The sequence below is a fragment of the Allobosea sp. P1_B10 genome (assembly GCF_056406735.1).
On record NZ_JBFTZP010000013.1, the window covers coordinates 48,460 to 67,440 of the forward strand.

At 67.1% G+C, this 18,981-nt stretch carries 17 protein-coding genes; 5 read left to right on the forward strand and 12 right to left on the reverse strand.

All coding sequences use genetic code 11. The annotated features are described in order from the left end of the window. Positions 1-100: 100 nt before the first annotated feature. Positions 101-865 carry a sulfite exporter TauE/SafE family protein gene (locus tag AC1D2L_RS21440; protein ID WP_476847923.1) on the reverse strand — a complete coding sequence of 255 codons (765 nt, stop codon included), beginning with the start codon at positions 863-865 and terminating at the stop codon, positions 101-103. A 185-nt stretch (positions 866-1,050) separates the two neighbouring features. Between AC1D2L_RS21440 and AC1D2L_RS21445 the strand changes: the two genes are divergently transcribed. Continuing rightward, on the forward strand, positions 1,051-2,967 hold the full coding sequence (locus AC1D2L_RS21445) for a propionyl-CoA synthetase (protein WP_476847924.1): 1,917 nt from the start codon (positions 1,051-1,053) through the stop codon (positions 2,965-2,967). 63 nt (positions 2,968-3,030) lie between these two features. On the opposite strand, the gene AC1D2L_RS21450 is transcribed toward AC1D2L_RS21445, so the two are convergent. The 3 genes from AC1D2L_RS21450 to AC1D2L_RS21460 form a co-directional block, all read right to left on the reverse strand. Continuing rightward, positions 3,031-3,924, reverse strand: a complete 894-nt coding sequence (locus AC1D2L_RS21450; RefSeq protein ID WP_476847925.1) for an MBL fold metallo-hydrolase — start codon at positions 3,922-3,924, stop codon at positions 3,031-3,033. Between the two features lie 50 nt (positions 3,925-3,974). After that, positions 3,975-4,700, reverse strand: coding sequence for a DUF1013 domain-containing protein (locus AC1D2L_RS21455; RefSeq protein WP_476847926.1), 726 nt, complete (start codon positions 4,698-4,700; stop codon positions 3,975-3,977). 268 nt (positions 4,701-4,968) lie between these two features. After that, positions 4,969-5,967, reverse strand: a complete 999-nt coding sequence (locus tag AC1D2L_RS21460) for an NAD(P)H-quinone oxidoreductase (RefSeq protein ID WP_476847927.1) — start codon at positions 5,965-5,967, stop codon at positions 4,969-4,971. Between the two features lie 131 nt (positions 5,968-6,098). Here AC1D2L_RS21460 and AC1D2L_RS21465 point away from each other — a divergent pair, with 131 nt between their 5' ends. Together AC1D2L_RS21465 and rcdA are read left to right on the forward strand one after the other, a co-directional pair. Next, positions 6,099-6,299, forward strand: a complete 201-nt coding sequence (locus AC1D2L_RS21465) for a DUF1192 domain-containing protein (protein ID WP_476847928.1) — start codon at positions 6,099-6,101, stop codon at positions 6,297-6,299. A gap of 294 nt (positions 6,300-6,593) precedes the next feature. After that, positions 6,594-7,118, forward strand: coding sequence for a protease adaptor protein RcdA (gene rcdA / locus AC1D2L_RS21470; protein WP_476847929.1), 525 nt, complete (start codon positions 6,594-6,596; stop codon positions 7,116-7,118). 197 nt (positions 7,119-7,315) lie between these two features. Here rcdA and rpmE read toward each other — a convergent pair whose 3' ends face one another. Continuing rightward, positions 7,316-7,552, reverse strand: a complete 237-nt coding sequence (gene rpmE, locus AC1D2L_RS21475) for a 50S ribosomal protein L31 (protein ID WP_476847930.1) — start codon at positions 7,550-7,552, stop codon at positions 7,316-7,318. 149 nt (positions 7,553-7,701) lie between these two features. On the opposite strand from rpmE, the gene AC1D2L_RS21480 reads away from it, so the two are divergent. Next, on the forward strand, positions 7,702-9,498 hold the full coding sequence (locus tag AC1D2L_RS21480) for an ABC transporter transmembrane domain-containing protein (RefSeq protein ID WP_476847931.1): 1,797 nt from the start codon (positions 7,702-7,704) through the stop codon (positions 9,496-9,498). A gap of 180 nt (positions 9,499-9,678) precedes the next feature. Here the strand turns inward: AC1D2L_RS21480 and AC1D2L_RS21485 are convergent, their stop codons facing one another. From AC1D2L_RS21485 to AC1D2L_RS21510, 6 genes are all read right to left on the reverse strand, one after another. Further along, positions 9,679-10,695, reverse strand: coding sequence for a peptidoglycan -binding protein (locus AC1D2L_RS21485; protein WP_476847932.1), 1,017 nt, complete (start codon positions 10,693-10,695; stop codon positions 9,679-9,681). 59 nt (positions 10,696-10,754) lie between these two features. After that, on the reverse strand, positions 10,755-11,771 hold the full coding sequence (locus AC1D2L_RS21490; protein ID WP_476847933.1) for a flagellar motor protein MotA: 1,017 nt from the start codon (positions 11,769-11,771) through the stop codon (positions 10,755-10,757). 85 nt (positions 11,772-11,856) lie between these two features. Next, on the reverse strand, positions 11,857-12,645 hold the full coding sequence (locus AC1D2L_RS21495) for an inositol monophosphatase family protein (RefSeq protein WP_476847934.1): 789 nt from the start codon (positions 12,643-12,645) through the stop codon (positions 11,857-11,859). Between the two features lie 69 nt (positions 12,646-12,714). Then, entirely contained in the window at positions 12,715-13,650 is a 936-nt protein-coding gene (locus tag AC1D2L_RS21500) for a tetratricopeptide repeat protein (RefSeq protein ID WP_476847935.1), read from the reverse strand. Further along, the gene (locus AC1D2L_RS21505) at positions 13,647-14,300 is read right to left on the reverse strand and encodes a thiamine phosphate synthase (protein ID WP_476847936.1); all 654 of its coding nucleotides are present in this window, start codon (positions 14,298-14,300) and stop codon (positions 13,647-13,649) included. Before AC1D2L_RS21505 ends, AC1D2L_RS21500 begins: the two co-directional genes overlap by 4 nt. Continuing rightward, positions 14,297-15,451, reverse strand: coding sequence for a benzoate/H(+) symporter BenE family transporter (locus AC1D2L_RS21510; RefSeq protein ID WP_476847937.1), 1,155 nt, complete (start codon positions 15,449-15,451; stop codon positions 14,297-14,299). The genes AC1D2L_RS21505 and AC1D2L_RS21510 overlap by 4 nt, the downstream gene beginning before the upstream one ends. Before the next feature lie 165 nt (positions 15,452-15,616). Between AC1D2L_RS21510 and AC1D2L_RS21515 the strand changes: the two genes are divergently transcribed. Then, positions 15,617-17,638: a PhoX family protein gene (locus AC1D2L_RS21515; protein ID WP_476847938.1), complete on the forward strand. Its 2,022-nt coding sequence runs from the start codon at positions 15,617-15,619 to the stop codon at positions 17,636-17,638. Positions 17,639-17,814: 176 nt separating this feature from the next. Here AC1D2L_RS21515 and fba read toward each other — a convergent pair whose 3' ends face one another. Further along, a complete protein-coding gene (fba, locus tag AC1D2L_RS21520; RefSeq protein ID WP_476847939.1) occupies positions 17,815-18,894 on the reverse strand; it encodes a class II fructose-bisphosphate aldolase in 1,080 nt (359 codons plus the stop codon). Positions 18,895-18,981 lie beyond the last annotated feature (87 nt).

Here is an 18,981-nt window from a genome sequence, read left to right on the forward strand (position 1 = left end):
CGGTTTTGTTGGCGGCGCGGCATCGACCAAATGACAGGGTGCGCGGGCCGGTTCCGTGGCAGGGACGTCCGGGGTCGGGTTCGGACTCGGCGGCGCTGGGCTACGCGACCCGGGCCAGCGACAGGATCCCGTCGAGGATCAGCTTGGACCCTATCGCCAGCAGGAGCCAGTAGATGATGGTGTAGAAGCGCTCGGCCGGAACGCGGCGAACCAACCAGACCCCCGCGAAGGTCGAGGCGATCGCGACCGGAAACAAGGCGGCGGAGGCCACGAGGTTCTGCTGCGAGAACTGGCCAAGAGCGAGATAGGGCGCGACCTTGATCAGGTTCATGGCGGCAAAGAAGATTGCGCCGGTGCCCACGAAGACCGCCGGTGGCAGGCGCTGCGGCATGACGAAGATCTGGAAGGGCGGTCCGCCGGCATGGGCGATCATGCTCGTGAAGCCGCAGATCCAGCCCCAAAGCGTCCCGGATGCGAGAGTCGCGCGGGCCACGGGCGGCGGGGGCTTGCCTGCGCTCGTCAGCCTGCGCAGCGCGAAGCCAACGGAAATCACACCGACAGCGAAGCCGACGGCGGCGTCGGAGACTTTCGCGGCCAGCAGATAGCCCGCCAGCACGCCGAGGAGCGCCCCCGGCGCAAGCACGGCGAGATTGCGGCGGTCGAACTCGCGGCGATAGGACCAGACCGTGACGACATCCTGGGAGATCAGCAGCGGCAGCATGATGGCGGCGGCTGTCACGGGCGAGACGACGAGCGCCATCAGGGGCAGCGAGAGCAGGCCGAGGCCGGAGAAGCCGCCCTTCGACAGCCCCATGAGAATGACGGCGGGCACCATGGCGGCGAAAAAGGTGGGGTCGAAAGTCATCGTGGGATGATCTGCCCCATTCGCGATGTCGCAGCTTGCAAAACCGGAGGGCGCGGCGAAAGTCTGAGAGGACGACGCTTGCGCCTGCGGTATCGAATGAGCACGATCCCGCGCAAAATGAGCCTCCACCGCTGTCGCTTCCCGGCGGGTGTAGGCCAGAACAGGGCGAAGAGGATACGCGTTCCATGAATGCCTCGCATGCAAGCGGCTACGCCGAGACCTATGCAAGCTGGCAGGCCGATCCAGAGGGATTCTGGCGCAGCGCGGCCCAGGCAATCGAATGGATCAGGCAGCCGGAGACGATCTTCGATGCCGGGCAGGGCGCCTATGGTCGCTGGTTTCCCGATGCGACCTGCAACACCTGTTTCAACGCGCTCGACCGCCATGTCCGGGACGGACGCGGCGACCAGCCAGCGCTGATCCATGACAGCCCGGTCACCGGCACCAAGACCATCTTCAGCTACGCCCAGATGCTGGGCGAGGTGGCCGCGCTGGCGGCGGTGCTGCAGGACCTCGGCGTGGCCAAGGGCGACCGCGTCATCCTCTACATGCCGATGATCCCGGAGGCGGTGTTCGCGATGCTGGCCTGCGCCCGCATCGGCGCGGTGCATTCGGTGGTGTTCGGGGGCTTCGCCGCCACGGAGCTCGCGACTCGCATCGACGATGCCGAGCCCCGGCTGATCCTGACGGCGTCGTGCGGCATCGAGCCGTCGCGCGTGGTCGAGTACAAACCGCTGCTCGACGGGGCGATCGAACTGGCGACGCACAAGCCGGAGGCCTGCCTGGTCCTGCAACGGCCGCAGGCCGACGCGTCGATGCGGGTCAGTCGCGACAGGAACTGGCGCGCGCTCGTCGCCGCCGCCAAGGCGAACGGGCGCAGGGCCGATTGCGTCGAGGTCGCGGCGACCGATCCGCTCTACGTGCTCTACACCTCGGGCACGACGGGCAAGCCCAAGGGCGTGGTGCGCGACAATGGCGGCCATATGGTCGCGCTGAAGTGGACCATGGACAACCTTTACGACGTGAAGCCTGGCGAGGTGATGTTCACTGCCTCGGATGTCGGATGGGTCGTGGGGCATTCCTATATCGTCTACGGACCGCTGCTGCAGGGCGCGACCACGATCCTCTACGAGGGCAAGCCAGTGGGGACGCCCGACCCGGGTGCCTATTGGCGGATCATTGCCGAGCACAAGGCGGTTGCGCTGTTCACCGCGCCCACGGCCTTTCGCGCGATCCGCAAGGAGGACCCGCAGGCCCGGCATCTGGCGGGGCACGACCTCTCGCAATTCCGGGCCCTGTTCCTCGCCGGCGAGCGGGCAGATCCGGACACGCTGAACTGGGCCGCCGAGATCCTGAAAGTCCCGGTGATCGACCATTGGTGGCAGACCGAGACCGGTTCCTGCATCGTCGGCAACCCGATCGGGCTCGAGCATCTTGCCGTGAAGCCGGGCTCGCCGACTGTTCCGCTGCCGGGCTATGACGTGCGCTGCGTCGATGAGGGCGGGCAGCCCGTGCCGGCTGGCAAGATGGGCTCCATCGTCGTCAAGCTGCCGCTGCCGCCCTGCGCGCTGCCGACGCTCTGGCGTGACGATGCGCGCTTCAGGGAAGCCTATCTCGCGGCCTTCCCGGGTTACTACAACAGCTCCGATGCCGGCTATATCGACGCGGACGGCTATGTCTTCATCATGGGCCGCACCGACGACATCATCAATGTCGCGGGCCATCGGCTTTCGACCGGTGGGATGGAGGAGGTGTTGGCCTCGCACCCGGCCGTGGCGGAATGTGCGGTCGTCGGGATCAAGGACGCGCTGAAGGGCGAGCAGCCCTGTGGCTTCGTCGTGCTGAAATTTGGCGTTACCCAGAGCGCGGCCGAGGTCGAGAGGGAACTCGTCGCGCTGGTGCGCGAGCGGATCGGCCCGGTGGCGGCGTTCAAGCTGGCGCTGACGGTCAACCGGCTGCCCAAGACGCGTTCGGGGAAGATCCTGCGCTCGACGATGAAGAAGATCGCCGACGGCGAGGATTACGCCATGCCGGCGACGATCGAGGATCCGGGCGTGCTCGCCGAGATCGCCGCCGTGATCAAGGGCAGGGGGCTCGTATAGGGCTGCCGGGTCTGCGCTTCGCTTCGCCCGGGCTGACGGCCCGATCTGCCGAAAGGTGCTGCGTCAGAAGCCGATTGTCGCGCCGTTCCAGCGCAGCAGGCGTTCTGGCCATTCCAGACGCATGAGGTCCTCGCCCACGATCAGGGGCCCGAGATACCCAGCCTGCCGGACTTCGCGGGCAAGTGCGGCAGTATCCGCCGCCGGCGGCACGATATGGGTCAAGGCGAGTGCCCTGGCGCCGGTGCGCGCTGCAAGCCCCGCCACCACGGCCGGAGTCATGTGATAGCTCTGCACCGAGGCGACCGTCTCGGCGGAGCGGACGCCGGCAACGACCGGCATCTCGCTGGCAACGAACACTTCGCTGACCAGAAGGTCGCAGCCCTGCGCGGCCCGCTCCAGCGCGGGCGTCAGGCGCGTGTCCCCGGAGAAGACGATCCGCGTGTCTGCCATAGACAGGGTCAGTCCGAAGGCGGGCTCGACGGGATGATGGTCCACGAGGAAAGCGTCGATGGCGAGACGCCCGAGACCGGAGATGCGACCTTCGCGCAAGTCCTCGAAGACGATCTGGAGGCCGGACGCGTCGGGGCGCTTCTCGAAGGCGATGCGCAGCGCGCGCTCGCGGGCGAAGGCCTGGTACTGCGCCTGCATGTTCGCGAGCGCCGGGGCAGGTGCAAGCACGCGCCAGGGCTTGCTGCGGCCCTGATGCCAGCTCGAGACGACGAGTTGGTAGAAATCGACGAGATGATCGGAATGCTCGTGGGTGACGATCAGGAGATCGATATCGGCGCCACGCGCGCCGGCCGCGACGAGGCGCTGGCTGACGCCGGAGCCGCAATCGATCAGGACCTTGCACTCATCGGTCTCGATCAGGTGGGCAGGCCCGCTGCGGCGCAGGCTGACGGGCGGCGCGCCCGTGCCGAGGAAGCTGAACGCGATCGCGGCGTCGGTCTCGCTCATGGCTAAGCCCACTAAAGAAATGGGCCGCTGCAAGCAGCGGCCCATGAAACTCACTCGTCGTCTTTGTCTTCGGCGGGACGCCGCATCTGCTTGAGCTTGGCGAACACGGAAGCGACGTCGATCGCCGCCTCTTCCTCGCGCTTGGGCTTGCCCATGTCGGCGAAGGTCTGGCTGAGCGGGGCGGGCGCCGGGGCGGTGGTTTCCTCCGCCGACAGCAGCGTCGAGCCGATCTCGGCGATCGCCGCGGGACGGTCCTTGGCGGCGCGGCCGACCTCGAAGTCGAGATCGATCTGCGAGCACAGGCCGAGGCTGACCGGGTCGATCGGCGTCAGGGTCTGGGCGTTCCAGTGCGTGCGGTCGCGGATCTGGGCGATCGTCGACTTGGTCGTGCCGATGAGGCGGATGACCTGCGCGTCCTTGAGCTCGGGGTGGTTGCGCAGCAGCCAGAGGATCGCGTTCGGGCGGTCTTGGCGCTTGGACACCGGCGTGTAGCGCGGGCCCTTGGACTTCTTCATCTCGGGCACCTTCACCTTGCGCTCGGCGAGCTTGAGGTGATGGCTGGGGTTCTTGGCGGCGCGCTCGAGTTCCTCGCGGGTGAGCTGTCCGGAGTTGATGGGGTCGAGGCCCTTGATGCCGGCCGCGACTTCGCCGTCGGCGATGCCGCGCACTTCGAGCGGGTGCAGTTTGCAGAACTCGGCGATCTGCTCGAAGGTCAGGGAGGTGTTTTCGACGAGCCATACCGCGGTGGCTTTAGGCATCAGCGGGGGTTGTGACACGGGACGTCTCCTGAATCTCGAAAGTCGGCGGCTTGGGCCGGATCAGCGTCGCGGACAATAGCTCTCATGCGCAGACCGGCCTCCCCGGCCGGCCATCCAAATCATCGACGATGAACAGGATGGCGGGCTTATAAGCGAGGGCGGGGCAGGTGTCCAAGAAAAAGCGTGCAGCGAGGCCCTTGCATCCTCCGCCGCCGTCAGTCCGGGCCGTCTGCCCGTCGCGCGGGATGATGATGACGCGTTCAGGAGCGGCAGGCATCACCCATTCTCACATCACCAGCACGATCTTTCCGATATGCGCGTTGCTTTCCATCAGGGCTTGGGCAGCGGCTGCTTCGGCGAACGGAAAGGTCTTGTGGATGACGGGCTTGCAGCGGCCAGCCTCGAGGAGGGGCCAGACCCGTGCCTTGAGATCGTCCGCGATAACGGCCTTCTCGGCAATGCTGCGGGGACGCAGGGTCGAGCCGGTATGGCTCAGGCGCTTCATCATGAGCCTGCGGAAGTCGACCTCGGCCTTGGGGCCGTTGAGGAAGGCGATCTGGGCGATGCGTCCGCTTTCGGCGGCGGCCTCGTAATTTCGGTTGATGTAGTCGCCGCCGACCATGTCGAGGATCAGGTCGACGCCACGACCGCCCGTGGCCTGCCTGGCCGCGGCGACGAAATCCTCCTCGCGATAGTTGATCGCATGCTCGGCGCCGAGTTCGCGGCAGGCCTGGCACTTTTCAGCCGAGCCGGCGGTTGCGAGCACCGTGGCGCCAAACGCCTTTGCAAGCTGGATCGCCGTCGTGCCGATGCCCGAGGTGCCGCCATGCACCATGAAGCTCTCGCCAGCCTTCAGGCCACCGCGCTGGAAGACGTTGACCCAGACGGTGAAGAAGGTCTCGGGGATGGCTCCCGCCTCGATCACCGACAACCCGGTCGGCACGGGCAGGGCGTTGCTCTCATGCACGGTGGCATATTGGGCGTAGCCGCCGCCTGCCACGAGGCCGCAGACGCTGTCGCCGATGGCAAAGCGCTTGGCGCCTTCGCCCAGGGCGACGACCCGGCCGGCGATCTCGAGACCCGGAATGTCGGAGGCGCCGGGCGGCGGGGCATAGCCGCCCTTGCGTTGGAGGACGTCGGGGCGGTTGATCCCGGCGGCTGCTACCGCGACGAGCACCTCGCCTGGACCCGGCTGCGGCACCGGGCGGGCTTGGGGCTTGAGCACCTCCGGGCCCCCGGGGGCCGCGAAGCCGATTGCTGTCATGGTCTGGGGCAGGGCGGTCATGGCGGCTGGGTCCTGTCGAGGCGTAGGCTGGTCCGGCGCGGCCGGATGTCGAGCGCGCCTTGCCGGGTGTGGAGTTGCGGGGCGGACACGACTACTGTGCGCCGCCATCGAAGACCGAATGTGAGGCAGCCATGTCGATCTTTCCAGAGGATGACCGTCCGAAGGCCAAATCTGTCCACGAGATCGGGCAGGACCTGTCGATGCTGTCGCTGGCAGAAATCGATCAGCGCGTCGCGGCCCTGAAAGCCGAGATCGAGCGCCTCGGGGAGGCTCGGGCCAGGAAGGACGCCTCGCGCTCGGCCGCGGATGCGTTTTTCCGAAAGCCTGCCTGAAAAGGGGGCAGTGGGTACGGCTCTTAACCGTCCCTTAACGATTCCAAAGTATGAATCTGATCATCCAGTTTGTCTGGATGTCGAGTGGCTCCTGCCCACTCTGTTTGACGCCTCCCTGTTGACCTTCGAGCCGCCTTCGAGGCGGCTCTTTTTTTGGTCTCATACCGCCGTTAAGGTTAACACAATCTTACCGCAGCCTCCGAACCGCATCGGCGCTATCCTTGCGCTGTTGTCGGCATGAACCGTGGCTGCGTCTCAGACGCACACGGAATTGTGCCGCGAGGGGACACCGGAATGAACGACCAGTTGATGCTTGAGCCGCATATCGATGACGGCGCGATTTCGTTTGCCCGCGGCTACGTCAAATCTGACGGGTTCATGCTGCTGTTCCGCGAGGGCATGGGGCTGGTCGAGCAGACCGCCGCCTATCTTGACGGCGAGGGCCGTGCTGATTCCGCGGCGCTGCCGCGCGAGATTTCGCTGAATTACGCCACCGAGAGCATGCGCCTGACGACGCGGCTGATGCAGATCGCATCCTGGCTGCTGGTCCAGCGCGCGGTTGCCGAGGGCGAGATGACCGCCGAGCAGGCTCGCGCCGAAAACAACAAGGTGCGGATTTCCGAGCCGATGGTCACGCCGGCCCATGAGGATGCCGCTCTGCTGCCCCAGGGGCTGCGCAATCTGATGGCGCATTCGATCAGGCTGCAGGACCGCATCCGCCATCTCGAAGGCCAGATGTCGATCGTCCCTGCCTGGCAGGCCAATCCGGTCCAGGACCAGCTCACGCGCCTTCAGGCAAGGCTGAGCCTGGCGCACTGACGTTGCGCGTCGTCGCGGGGCGCAGCGAGGCAATCCGGCGGCGGCGAAACGTCGCGTCGCCGGGACTGCGTCGCGCGACGTCTGCCGGCTGTCCCCTTTATCCGCGACCAATTGCCGCCATAACAGAAAWGGCCCGGCCGATGAGGCCGGGCCTTTTCTGATTCAGGATCAGAGGCGATCTTTCGATCGCCACCGGATCACTTCTTGCCGAGCGCGCCGAACGCACCGAAGCGCGAGTTGAAGCGCGAAACGCGGCCAGCACGGTCGAGCATCGTCTGCGTGCCACCGGTCCAGGCCGGGTGGGTGGACGGATCGATGTCGAGATTGAGGGTGTCGCCCTCCTTGCCGTACGTCGAACGCGTCGAATATTCGGTGCCATTGGTCATGACGACCTTGATGGTGTGGTAATCGGGATGGATGCCGGTCTTGGCCATGGCGAAATCCTCAGTGTCCTAAAACGGGCCTGCATCAACCATCGGACGCAGATCGATGAGCAGACGTGCTTTGCCGGCCCGTCGAATAATTCGTATGAGCCTGTCGTGAAGTCGCGTGCACATATCCCAGCCGCGCCGACAGTGCAAGCATGACAGGACAAAGACGCGTGACCGAGGCCGATAAAGACGACAAGAAACCGCGGCCAGATTTCCGTTCGCTGTCCTCATTCTGGCCCTATGCGGCGGCGCAGAAGGGGCGCATCGCGCTTGCCGTGCTGGCGCTGGTGGTAGCGTCCGTCGCGACGCTCGCGCTGCCCGTGGCGGTGCGGCGCGTGATCGATGTCGGCTTCTCCGGGGGCGAGCAGCGCCTGGCCAACAGCTACTTCATCCTGCTGATCGGAATCGTGGCCGCGCTGGCGCTGGCCAGCTCGGCGCGCTTCTATCTCGTTATGACGGTGGGCGAGCGCATCGTCGCCGACCTGCGCTCGGATGTGTTCGCGCATCTGACGCGGCTCGAGCCGGCCTTCTTCGATTCCAGCCGCGCGGGCGATCTGGTCTCGCGCCTCACCGCCGACACAACGCAGATCAAGTCGACCTTCGGTTCGACGGCCTCCATCGCGCTGCGCAACGGCATCATGGTGGTCGGCGCGATCGGGCTGATGATCTTCACCAGCCCGCAGCTTTCGGCGATCGTCATCGCGGCGATCCCGCTGATCGTCCTGCCGCTGGTGTTGTCGGGCCGTTCCGTGCGCCGGCGCGCGCGCGCGGCGCAGGACCGGCTGGCGGATGCCTCCGCCTTCGCCTCGGAGGCTGTCGGTGCGATCCGCACCATGCAGTCCTTCGGCGCAGCGCGGCAGACGGCGGCGCGCTTTGCCAAGGCCTCCAACGAGGCGTTCGACGCCTCGCGCAGCGCCACGGCCTCGCGCGCGCTGCTTTCGGGCGTCGCGATCTTCCTGGTCAGCGCCAGCGTGGTCTGGGTGCTGTGGACCGGCGCGACGGAGGTGTTCGAGGGGCGCATGACCGGCGGGCGGCTCTCGCAGTTCATCCTTTATGCCGTGATGGCGGCGAGCTCGCTGGGACAGCTCTCGGAGGTCTATGGCGAGATCTCGGCCGCCGCAGGCGCGGCTGGACGGCTCGGCGAGATCCTCGCCACCAAGCCAGCCATCGCGGCACCACCCAACCCCAAGCCGATGCCGCAGCCTTCGCGCGGCGAACTCGCCTTCGAGGGCGTCTCGTTCAACTATCCTTCGCGCGCGGTCACGGCATTGTCGGACCTCAGCTTCACGGTCAGGCCGGGCGAGCGGATCGCTCTGGTGGGGCCGTCAGGCGCCGGCAAGAGCACGGTGCTGCAACTCGCGCTGCGCTTCTACGACCCGTCGTCGGGGCGCGTGACAGTCGATGGCGTGGCGGCCCCCCAGGCCGACCCGGAGGCGTGGCGGGCACGCTTCGCGCTGGTCCCGCAGGAGCCGACCGTGTTCGGCGTCTCCGTCGCCGACAACATCGCCTATGGGCGGCCTGACGCCAGCCGGGCCGAAGTCGAGGAGGCGGCACGCCTGGCCGCGGCCGACGGCTTCATCCAGAACCTGCCCGACGGCTACGACACGGTGGTTGGCGAGCGCGGCGTCACCCTGTCCGGTGGCCAGCGCCAGCGCCTGGCCATCGCGCGCGCGGTCCTCAAGGATGCGCCGATCCTGCTGCTCGACGAGGCGACGAGTGCGCTGGATTCAGAAAGCGAGCGCGCCGTGCAGGATGCGCTCGACGCGCTGATGCAGGGGCGCACAACTTTGGTCGTGGCGCATCGCCTCGCGACCATTCTATCGGCCGACCGTATCCTGGTGATGGATGAGGGCCGCGTCGTCGAGGAGGGCACGCATGCGCAGCTCAAGGCGCAGGGCGGGCTCTATGCGAGGCTGGCAGCGTTGCAGTTCGGGCTCGAGGAAGCCTGAGCTGCGCGAGGGCGCGTTCCATTCGAGAGCAAGCGCGCAGTCATCCCGGGCGACCGCAGGGAGACCTGGGATCCAGCCCTGAACCCTACTGGACACGGATCCGGGATTCCATCCCGGATCTCCGCTCCGATGCGTCCGGGCTGGCAGGGGTGGGCGTTCTGGGTCTGCCAAGCAACTCGCTTACCGCTCGGTGATCTTGAACTCGATCCGGCGGTTGCGGCGGAAGGCCTCGTCGGTGTTGGCGACGTCGAGCGGCTGGTATTCTCCGAAGCCGGTCGCGGCGATGCGGTCGCTGGGAAGGCCGCGCGTGATCAGGTATTCGACCACGGCGATGGCACGCGCCGATGAGAGATGCCAGTTCGAGGGGAACTGGGCCGAGCGGATCGGCCTGTTGTCCGTGTGGCCGTCGACCCGGAGGATCCATGGGATATCCGGCGGCATCTCGCGGCCGAGATCGACCAGGATGGTGGCGAGCTTGTCGAGCTCGCCGCGACCTTCCGGTTTCAGCACGGCCTGGCCGGCATCGAAGAAGACCTCCGACTGAAAGACGAAGCGGTCGCCGACGACGCGAATGTCGGGGCGCGTACCCAGCACCTGGCGCAGGCGTCCGAAGAAGTCCGAGCGATAGCGCGCCAGTTCCTGGACGCGCTGTGCCATCGCGACGTTCAGGCGCGAGCCGAGTTCCGAGATGCGGGCCTGGGAATCCTTGTCCTTGGCTTCAGACGCGTTCAGCGCCTCCTCCAGCGCCGCGAGTTGGCGGCGCATCGCGAGGATCTGCTGGTTGACCATCTCGACGGTCGCCTGGGCCCGCTCCGAGAGCTGCTTTTCGGCCTCAAGCGCCTTTTGGGTATCGGCGAGCTGGGCAGGGGCGTTGCTGGTCTGCGAGTCCAGCATGCCCTGGACACGGCTGCGCTCTCCCTGTTCGCGGGTGAGCGTCGATTGCAGCAGCGTCAGGCTTTCCTGGGCCTGCCGGTTGGACGAGCGCTCCAGTGCCAGCATGTCGGTGAGTTCGGAGATCTGGCGGTTGAGGCGCTCGAGCACGGTGTCCTTCCCGGTCAACTCCTGCGACAGGAAGAACTGCCCGAGCACGAAGACGGACAGCAGGAAGACGATGCCGATCAGCATGGTCGAAAGCGCATCGACGAAGCCGGGCCAGAAATTGACCTCGTAGCGGCGGTGGGAACGGGAAAGGGCCATGCTGGAGGCTCCTGGGGGTCAGCGCGCCGTGGCGCGCCGCTGCACTGCGAGGGTCGGTGTCAGGGCTCGCTGACGCTGTCGGCGGTGAGGCGGTCGATCAGGCGCTTGAGATCCTTTTCACGGGCCGCTTGTGCCTCGACCCAGTCGCGAATGAGCTGCTGCTCGGAGCGCATGTGCTGGACCAGGCCCTGGATGCCCTCCGCGAGGTTGGCCAGCGCCTGCGTCGCGGCGCGATTGTTGGCGCCGCCCTCGATCATGGCGCTGCTGAGCTTTTCGAAGCGCTCGTTCAGGGCAGTGTCCGCCAGGGGCTGATAGCCCTGCGCGACGCCGGACGCGCTCGCGGTGCGGGTCCCCAGCCAGCTTTCGATCTCGTTGCGGAAGCGGCGCTGCGCCTGTGCGACCTGCAGTTCGAGGAAGCCGAGGATCAGCGAGCCTGCAATGCCGAACAGCGAGGAGGAGAACGACAGGCCCATGCCGGCGAGCGGCGCGGCAAGGCCGGCCTTGAGCTCGTCGAACAGCACGCCGGCCTCCGCGCCGGTGCGCAGCGACTTGATGACGTTGCCGACCGAGGAGACGGTGTCGAGCAGGCCCCAGAAGGTGCCGAGCAGGCCGAGGAAAACCAGGAGACCGCCTAGGTAACGCAGCACTTCGCGGCCGTCGTCGAGCCTGACCGCAATCGATTCGAGCAGGGTCGCGGCCTGGGCGGGGGCAAGGCTGCGCCGGTCGAGCGCCGGCAGCACGCTGCCGAGCGGAGAGATGACCTGGCCGCGCCGTATTTCGGCCTGTGCGGGGTCGGCCGCCAGCCGCGTCGCGGCGCGGGCCTCGCTGTGGATGCGCCAGAGTTCGCGCAGCGCGATCAGGATGCCGACGAAGAGCGAGCCCAAAATCAGGCCGTTCAGGCCTGGATTGGTCATGAACGCGCCTCGGAGCCCACCCTGAAGGATGAAACCGAGGAAGCCGATCAGGGCGAGAAAGAGGATTGCGCGGATGACGTAGCGCAGCGGGCGCGAAAAGCGGGTTTCATCCCGCGGCGGTGCGGCCGGAATTCCCTCGGCCACCATCTCCTCATTCGCCATGCTTCGTCTTCCGTTAGCATCCTGCCGCACGGGGACTGTCGCCTCCCGTGCCGCAAGGATCAAGCGCGAATGAGGGGGAGTGGTGTCAGCCAGCAGTCTTGAGGGCCGCGCGCAGCGACTGCTCGCCGACCTCGTTGCCGCAGATGATGTCCTTGGCCATTGTCGGCTGCTTGCCGTCGAGCGTGCCGAAGGTGCCGCCGGCCTCGCGGATCATCACGGCGCCGGCCGCGAAATCCCAGGTGTTGAGGCCGCGCTCCCAATAGGCGTCCATGCGCCCGGCTGCGACATAGGCGATGTCGAGAGCCGCGGAGCCCATGCGGCGGACATTGGCGAAGCGGGTCATCACGGCGCCGAGCTCGTGCAGGAACAGCGGATGCCCGCCCTTCCCGATATGGGGAACGCCCATGCCGATCAGCATCTCGGCCGGCTCGCGACGGCCCGAGACGCGCATGCGGCGGTTGTTGACATAGGCGCCCTTGCCCTTCTCGGCGATGAACAGCTCGTCCTTGGCGGCATCGTAGACGACGCCGGCGATGAACTGGTTGTCGCGCTCCAGCGCTACCGAGATGTTCCAGTGCGGAATGCCGCGCAGGAAGTTGTGCGTGCCGTCGAGCGGGTCGATATGCCAGCGGTTGCTCTCGTCGGTGCCGGCGACGATGCCGCTCTCCTCCATCACGAAGCCGTAGCCGGGGCGGGCCCGCTCGAGCGAGGCGCGGAGGATTTCCTCGGCCTTCGTATCGGCCTTGGAGACGAAGTCGCCGGGGCCCTTGGCGAGCACCTGCAGATTTTCGATCTCGCCGAAATCGCGCTTGAGGGAACGCGACGCCTTCATCACGGCGTCCGTCATCACGGTCATCAGGGGGGAGCGGATCATGGATACCTCTGGCGCGGCTGCGCGGCGCGGCGTCGACCAGATGGCCGCACGATTATGGAATTGAACCTGTCACTTGCTCGTCTGGCCGGGCGTCGTCAAGGCCGCGCCTTCGATCCGGGTTGCGGCAAGCTGTGCCGCGCGGTTCTGCTGCTCGGGATTCAGGCGGTCGAAAAGCTGGTCGAGCATGGGGTCGTCGAGCCCCTGGGCGCGGGCGGCGAGATGCCAGGCCGCGGCCTCGATCGAGTCGGGGGGGATGCCACGGCCGCTCTGGTAGAGCCGGGCCAGCCGGTTCTGCGCGATCGGGTTGCCCTTGTTGGCCGCGCGCAGGAAAAGCTTCGCGGCTGCGACCTCGTCCTTGGCGACCCCGCTGCCATTGAACAGCATGATCGCATACTCGACCTCGCCGGCGACATGCCCGGTGGCGCTCGCCTTGGCCATCCATTGCGCGGCAACGGTTTCGCTCTCGGGCATGCCGCGGCCCTGCTTGGCGAGGATGCCGAGCGCGTGCAGGGCGTCACCGATATTGGCCGCCGCCGCGATCTGCAGGCTGGGTACGGCGCGGGCGCTGTCCTCGTCGCGCCCGGTGGCGAGCAGGGCGAGGGCGAGATTGTAGTTGGCCGCGGCATGGCCGGCGGCAGCGGCCTTCTGCATCAGCGCGCCACCACGCGCCGGATCGCGCTTGGGGTTGCGCTCGTCCAGCAGAGCGTTGGCGAGCGCATAGGTGGCGTTGACGTCGCCCCGCTCGGCCGCGCGCTCGAACCATTCGGTCGCGATGGCGGCGCTGGGTGGCACGCCGATGCCCTGGCGATAGATCTCGCCGATCAGGGTCATGCCGGCGGAGTCGGTGGTGTCGGCCTCGACGCGCTTCAGGGCCTCTTCGAGCGCGCGGCGGTAGTGGCCGGCCTGGTAGGCGCCATAGGCGAGGTCGGGCGCGGCAGCCTGCGCCGCGCCGGCTGCCGCAGACAGCAGGCTGGCGAGCAGGAGACCGCGGCGGGCCGATTTCATCGCGCCGATTTCCGCGCCGCGCGCGCGGCGATGGCGGCATTGGCCTGCTCGACCAGCGCGCGGATGTCGCTGCCTTCGTCGAAGGCCCAGGCGCCGAGTGCCAGGAATTCGGCGCCTGTCTCGACGAGGGCGGGTATCGATTCGGCGTCCGGCGCATAGGCGACGCAAGGTGTCTCGAAGATGTCGGCCCACCACGAGGCGCGCTCGATCACGGCGGGCAGCGGCGGCAGCGAGCCATCGGGACGCGGGTCCCCGAACATCACATAGTCGACGCCGGCTTCGCCTGCATCCATGGCGTCGTGGCGGGCGCGCAGGGCGCCGGCGCCCACGATGCGCTCGTCCTTCAGGCTGGAGCGCGCCTCGGCGATGGCCTCCGGGCCATCTGTCAGGTGGACGCCGTCGGCGCCGCCACGGCTCGCAACGAGCGCCGTGCCTTCGAGCACCAGCGCGACATTGTTGGCCTGGACGGGGCCCGCGAGGCGCTTGACGCGCTCGATCTTGCTGCGCTCGTCGCCCTCGGTCAGGCGCAGCAGCACGGCGGCGACATCGCCGCCGGCAAAGGCCTGCATGAGGCGGAAGGCCATGGCCTCGGCGTCCGCGACCGGCGGGGTGACGAGCATCAGGCGAGTGGGTGTGGGTGCGTTTGTCATCTTGCGCGCAAACGGCCCGCAGCGAGGTCCAATGTCAAGACTGCCAGCCCGGCGACGAGACTCCAGAAGGCCGAGCCCACGCCGAACAGTGTCAGGCTGGAGGCCGCGACACTGAAGGCGATGACGGCCGCGAAACGGTGCGTATCCGAGGACATCGCCTGCGCGAGCGCGCCGGTCAGCGAGCCGACGAGGCCAAGGCCGGCAACCGCGACGATCAGCGCCTTGGGCATGGCGACGACGAGCGCGAGCAGCAGCCCGGCGCAGCCCGCGACGGCGATCCACAGGAGACCGTACAGCACGCCGGCCTTCCAGCGCTGCCGCGGATCGGGATGGGTGTCGGCCCCGGTGCAGATCGAGGCTGATATCGCGGCCATGTTGACCATGTGGGCGCCGAATGGCGCCGTCAGGAAGGAGGTCAGGCCGGTGACGAACAACGCGGCCGATGTCGGTGGGTTGTCATAGCCCGAGGCGCGCAGCACGGCGAAGCCAGGCAGGTTCTGCGCTGCCATCGTGACGAGATAGAGCGGGATGCCGATGCCGACCATGGCGGCAATATCGAAGCGCGGCATGACGAATTCGAGGCCGGTCAGCGTCAAACCTCCGGCAGGCCAACTCGCAAGGCCGCCGGCGAAGCTGATCGCAATGCCTGCGGCCAGCGCGGCTATGACGCCGAGGAACGGGTTCAGCAGTCGGGCGACGAGGAAGACCAGCAGCAGCGGCAGGACAAGCGCCGGGTTCAGCTTCATCTCGTCGAAGACTGCGACGACGAAGCGGAAGATCACCCCCGCGAGCATCGCGGCTGCGATAGGCATCGGGATCTTCTCGATCAGCGCGCCCAGCGGCCGGAAGGCGGCCGTCAGCATCATCAGCGCCGCGGCGACCAGGAAGGCGCCGATGGCGGCGGCGAAGTCGATGCCGCTCGTCGCGGCGATCAGGGCTGCGCCCGGCGTCGACCAGGCGCAGATGATAGGCAGGCGATGGCGCCATGACAGCCAGAGGCTGGCCGTGCCCTTGGCGAGGGCGAGGCCCGCGATCCACGAGACCGTCTGGGCCGGCGTCGCGCCCACGGCCTGGGCGGCGGCGAGAACGACGGCGACGGAGGCCGCAAAGCCGACGAAGACGGCGACCAGCGCAGAAAAGACAATCGACATGGTGGCTCTTGTGGCGGGGCAGGACCACAGTTCAATCAGAAATCGGGAGCGCTCGGAAGGGCATGCCCGTCATGGCGCGCCTGCCTGTCACGGGACTGTCAACGCCGGCCCCTAGCTTTCGACTTCGTCCAATCGGAAGTTGATGCGGGCGCGGGAGCCAAGACCATGAGCGAAGACACGGCCTATGAATCGACTTTCGGTGCGAGCCTGCTCGAACATGAGGATGCTGCGCCGCAGAACCCGACGGACAACCCGACAATGGGCGAACTGATCTCGCAGCGCTTCTCGCGCCGGGGGCTGCTCAGGGGCGCGCTGGCGGTATCGGCGATCTCGGCGAGTGTCGGCTCGGTCGCGCTCGCGACTGCCGACGATGCAAGGGCGCAGGCGCCTGCCAAGGGATCGGACAAGGGATCGGCTTTCGCCTTCAAGGAGGTCGAGGTCGGGGTCGATGCCGATCACCACGTCGCCGAGGGCTACGATGCCGATGTGGTTCTGCGCTGGGGAGACCCGCTGACCCCCGACGCGCCCGAGTTCGATCCCGCGCGCCAGACGCCCGAGGCACAGGCGAAACAGTTCGGCTACAACAACGACTTCGTCGGCTATGTGCCGATGCCCGGCACGGCCGACCCGTCCGGCCATGGGCTGCTCTTCGTCAATCACGAATACACCAACCCGCATCTGATGTTCCCCGGCGTCGTGGAGATCAAGGACGGCAAGCCGGTGATGAAGAACGCCACGCCCGAGCGCTTCGCGATCGAGGCCATGGCGCATGGTGCGACCGTCGCCGAGATACGCAGGACCGACGGCAAATGGGCGCTGGTGCGCGAGTCCCGCTACAACCGGCGCATCACGGCTTCGACCGAGATGCAGCTTACCGGCCCCGTCGCAGGGCATGATCGCGTCAGGACAAGCGCGGACGCTACGGGACGCAAGGTGTTGGGGACGCTGAACAACTGCTCGGGCGCGCTGACGCCCTGGGGCACCTTTGTCTCCGGCGAGGAGAATTTCCACGGCTACTTCTCCGGCAAGCTGCCCGACGGCCATCGCGAGGAGGCTAACTACAAGCGGCTCGCCGTACCCTCGGCTCCCTATGGCTGGGGCCGCTTCGACAGCCGGTTCGATCTCGCCACGGAGCCCAACGAGGCCAACCGCTTCGGCTGGGTGGTCGAGGTCGATCCGTTCGATCCCAATTCGGTGCCGAAGAAGCGCACGGCGATGGGGCGCTTCAAGCATGAAGGCGCCGACAGCATCGTCTCCCGGGATGGCCGGGTGGTCGCCTATCTCGGCGACGATGAGCGCTTCGACTATGTCTATAAATTCGTGACGGCGGGCCGCTTCGACGCCGGCAACCGCGCCGCCAATCTCGATCTGTTCGACAGCGGCACGCTTCATGTCGCGCGGTTCTCGGCCGATGGCATTGTGGCGTGGCTGCCGCTCGTCTTCGGCGAGGGGCCGCTGACGGCCGCCAACGGCTTCCAGAGCCAGGCTGACGTGCTGATCGAGACGCGCCGGGCTGCGGACCTGCTGGGCGCGACCAAGATGGACCGCCCGGAGGACATCACGCCCAACGCGGTGACGGGCCGCGTCTATGTGATGCTGACCAACAATACGAGCCGCAAGGACGACCAGGTCGACGCCGCCAATCCGCGCGCCAAGAACGCCTTCGGCCATATCGTCGAGATCACCGAGGATGGCGGCGACTTCAGCGCCACCACGGGCCGATGGGAAATCCTGCTGAAATGCGGCGATCCGGCGGTCGCTGCGGTCGGCGCCACGTTCTCGACCGAGACATCCAAGAACGGCTGGTTCGGCATGCCCGACAACGCCGTCGTCGATTCCGCCGGGCGGCTCTGGGTCGCAACCGACGGCAACAGCCTGCCCGAGACCGGGCGCACCGACGGGCTCTGGGCGGTCGATACGGAAGGCGAGGCGCGGCGTACCTCGAAACTGTTCTACCGGGTGCCGCATGGCGCGGAACTCTGCGGGCCCTGCTTCACGCCAGACGACACGACCGCCTTCGTCGCCGTGCAGCACCCCGGCGATGACGGGCCGGACTGGCCGGCCTTCGGCCGCCGGTCCTATTACGAGGACCTCTCGACGCGCTGGCCCGATTTCAAGCCCGACATGCCGGTGCGGCCGTCCGTGGTGGCGATCACCAGGACAGGTGGCGGCAAGATCGGGGTGTGAGCCGGGCCGTCGGGGCCACATGGGTTCGAAACGCGAAACGCCCGGCAGCGATGCCGGGCGTTTTGCTGTCGTTACCTACACGTCATTGCGAGGAGCGCAGTGAGGAAGCAATCCAGCAGCGATCGTGCTTTACGACGCTGGATTGCTTCACTGCGCTCGCGATGACGGTTCGAGAATCAGGCTGCCTTGCCGCTGAAGGTCGGGTCGAGATCGCCCTTGGCGTAGCGCTTGGCCATTTCGGCGGTGGTCGCGACGCGCTTGATCTTGCTGGCCTGGCCGGCGGTGTTGAACTCTTCGAGCCGCTTCCTGCAGAGCGCGGTCATCGCCTCCATGGCGGGCTTCAGATATTTGCGCGGGTCGAACTCGCCGGGGTTTTCCGACAGGATCTTCCGGATCTGGCCGGTCATGGCCATGCGGTTGTCGGTGTCGATGTTGATCTTGCGGACGCCGTGCTTGATGCCTCGCTGGATCTCCTCGACCGGCACGCCCCAGGTCTGGGGCATCTTGCCGCCATACTGGTTGATGATGTCCTGCAGGTCCTGCGGCACGCTCGACGAGCCGTGCATGACGAGATGCATGTTCGGCAGTTTGGCGTGGATCTCCTCGATGACATGCATCGCCAGGATCGCGCCGTCGGGCTTGCGGGTGAACTTGTAGGCGCCGTGAGAGGTGCCCATGGCGATGGCGAGCGCATCGACCTTGGTCTCGGCAACAAACTTCACCGCCTCTTCCGGGTTGGTCAGGAGCTGGTCATGGGAGAGCTTGCCCTCGAAGCCGTGGCCGTCCTCCTTCTCGCCCTCGCCGGATTCCAGCGAGCCGAGAACGCCGAGCTCACCCTCGACCGAGATGCCGCCGAGATGGGCCATCTCCGTGACCTTGCGGGTGACGCCGACATTGTAGTCCCAGTCGCCCGGTGTCTTGCCGTCGGCATGAAGCGAGCCGTCCATCATAACCGAGGTAAAGCCGGCCTGGATCGCGGTCATGCAGGTCGCGGGCTCGTTGCCGTGGTCGAGATGCACGCAGACGGGGATGTGGGGATAGATCTCGGTGACCGCGTCCATCATGTGCTTGAGCATGATGTCGTTGGCGTAGGAGCGGGCGCCGCGCGAGGCCTGGATGATGACGGGGGCGTCGGTCGCGTCCGCCGCGGCCATGATGGCCAGGGCCTGCTCCATGTTGTTGATGTTGAAGGCGGGCACGCCGTAGTCGTTTTCGGCGGCGTGGTCGAGCAATTGGCGGAGCGTGATGCGGGCCATGTTCTTTTTCTCTCCGGTAGAAACCTGTCACGCTCCATTACCGCACGTTCATGACGCTCGCTAGCCACGGCCTGAGGGCTCGAAGCG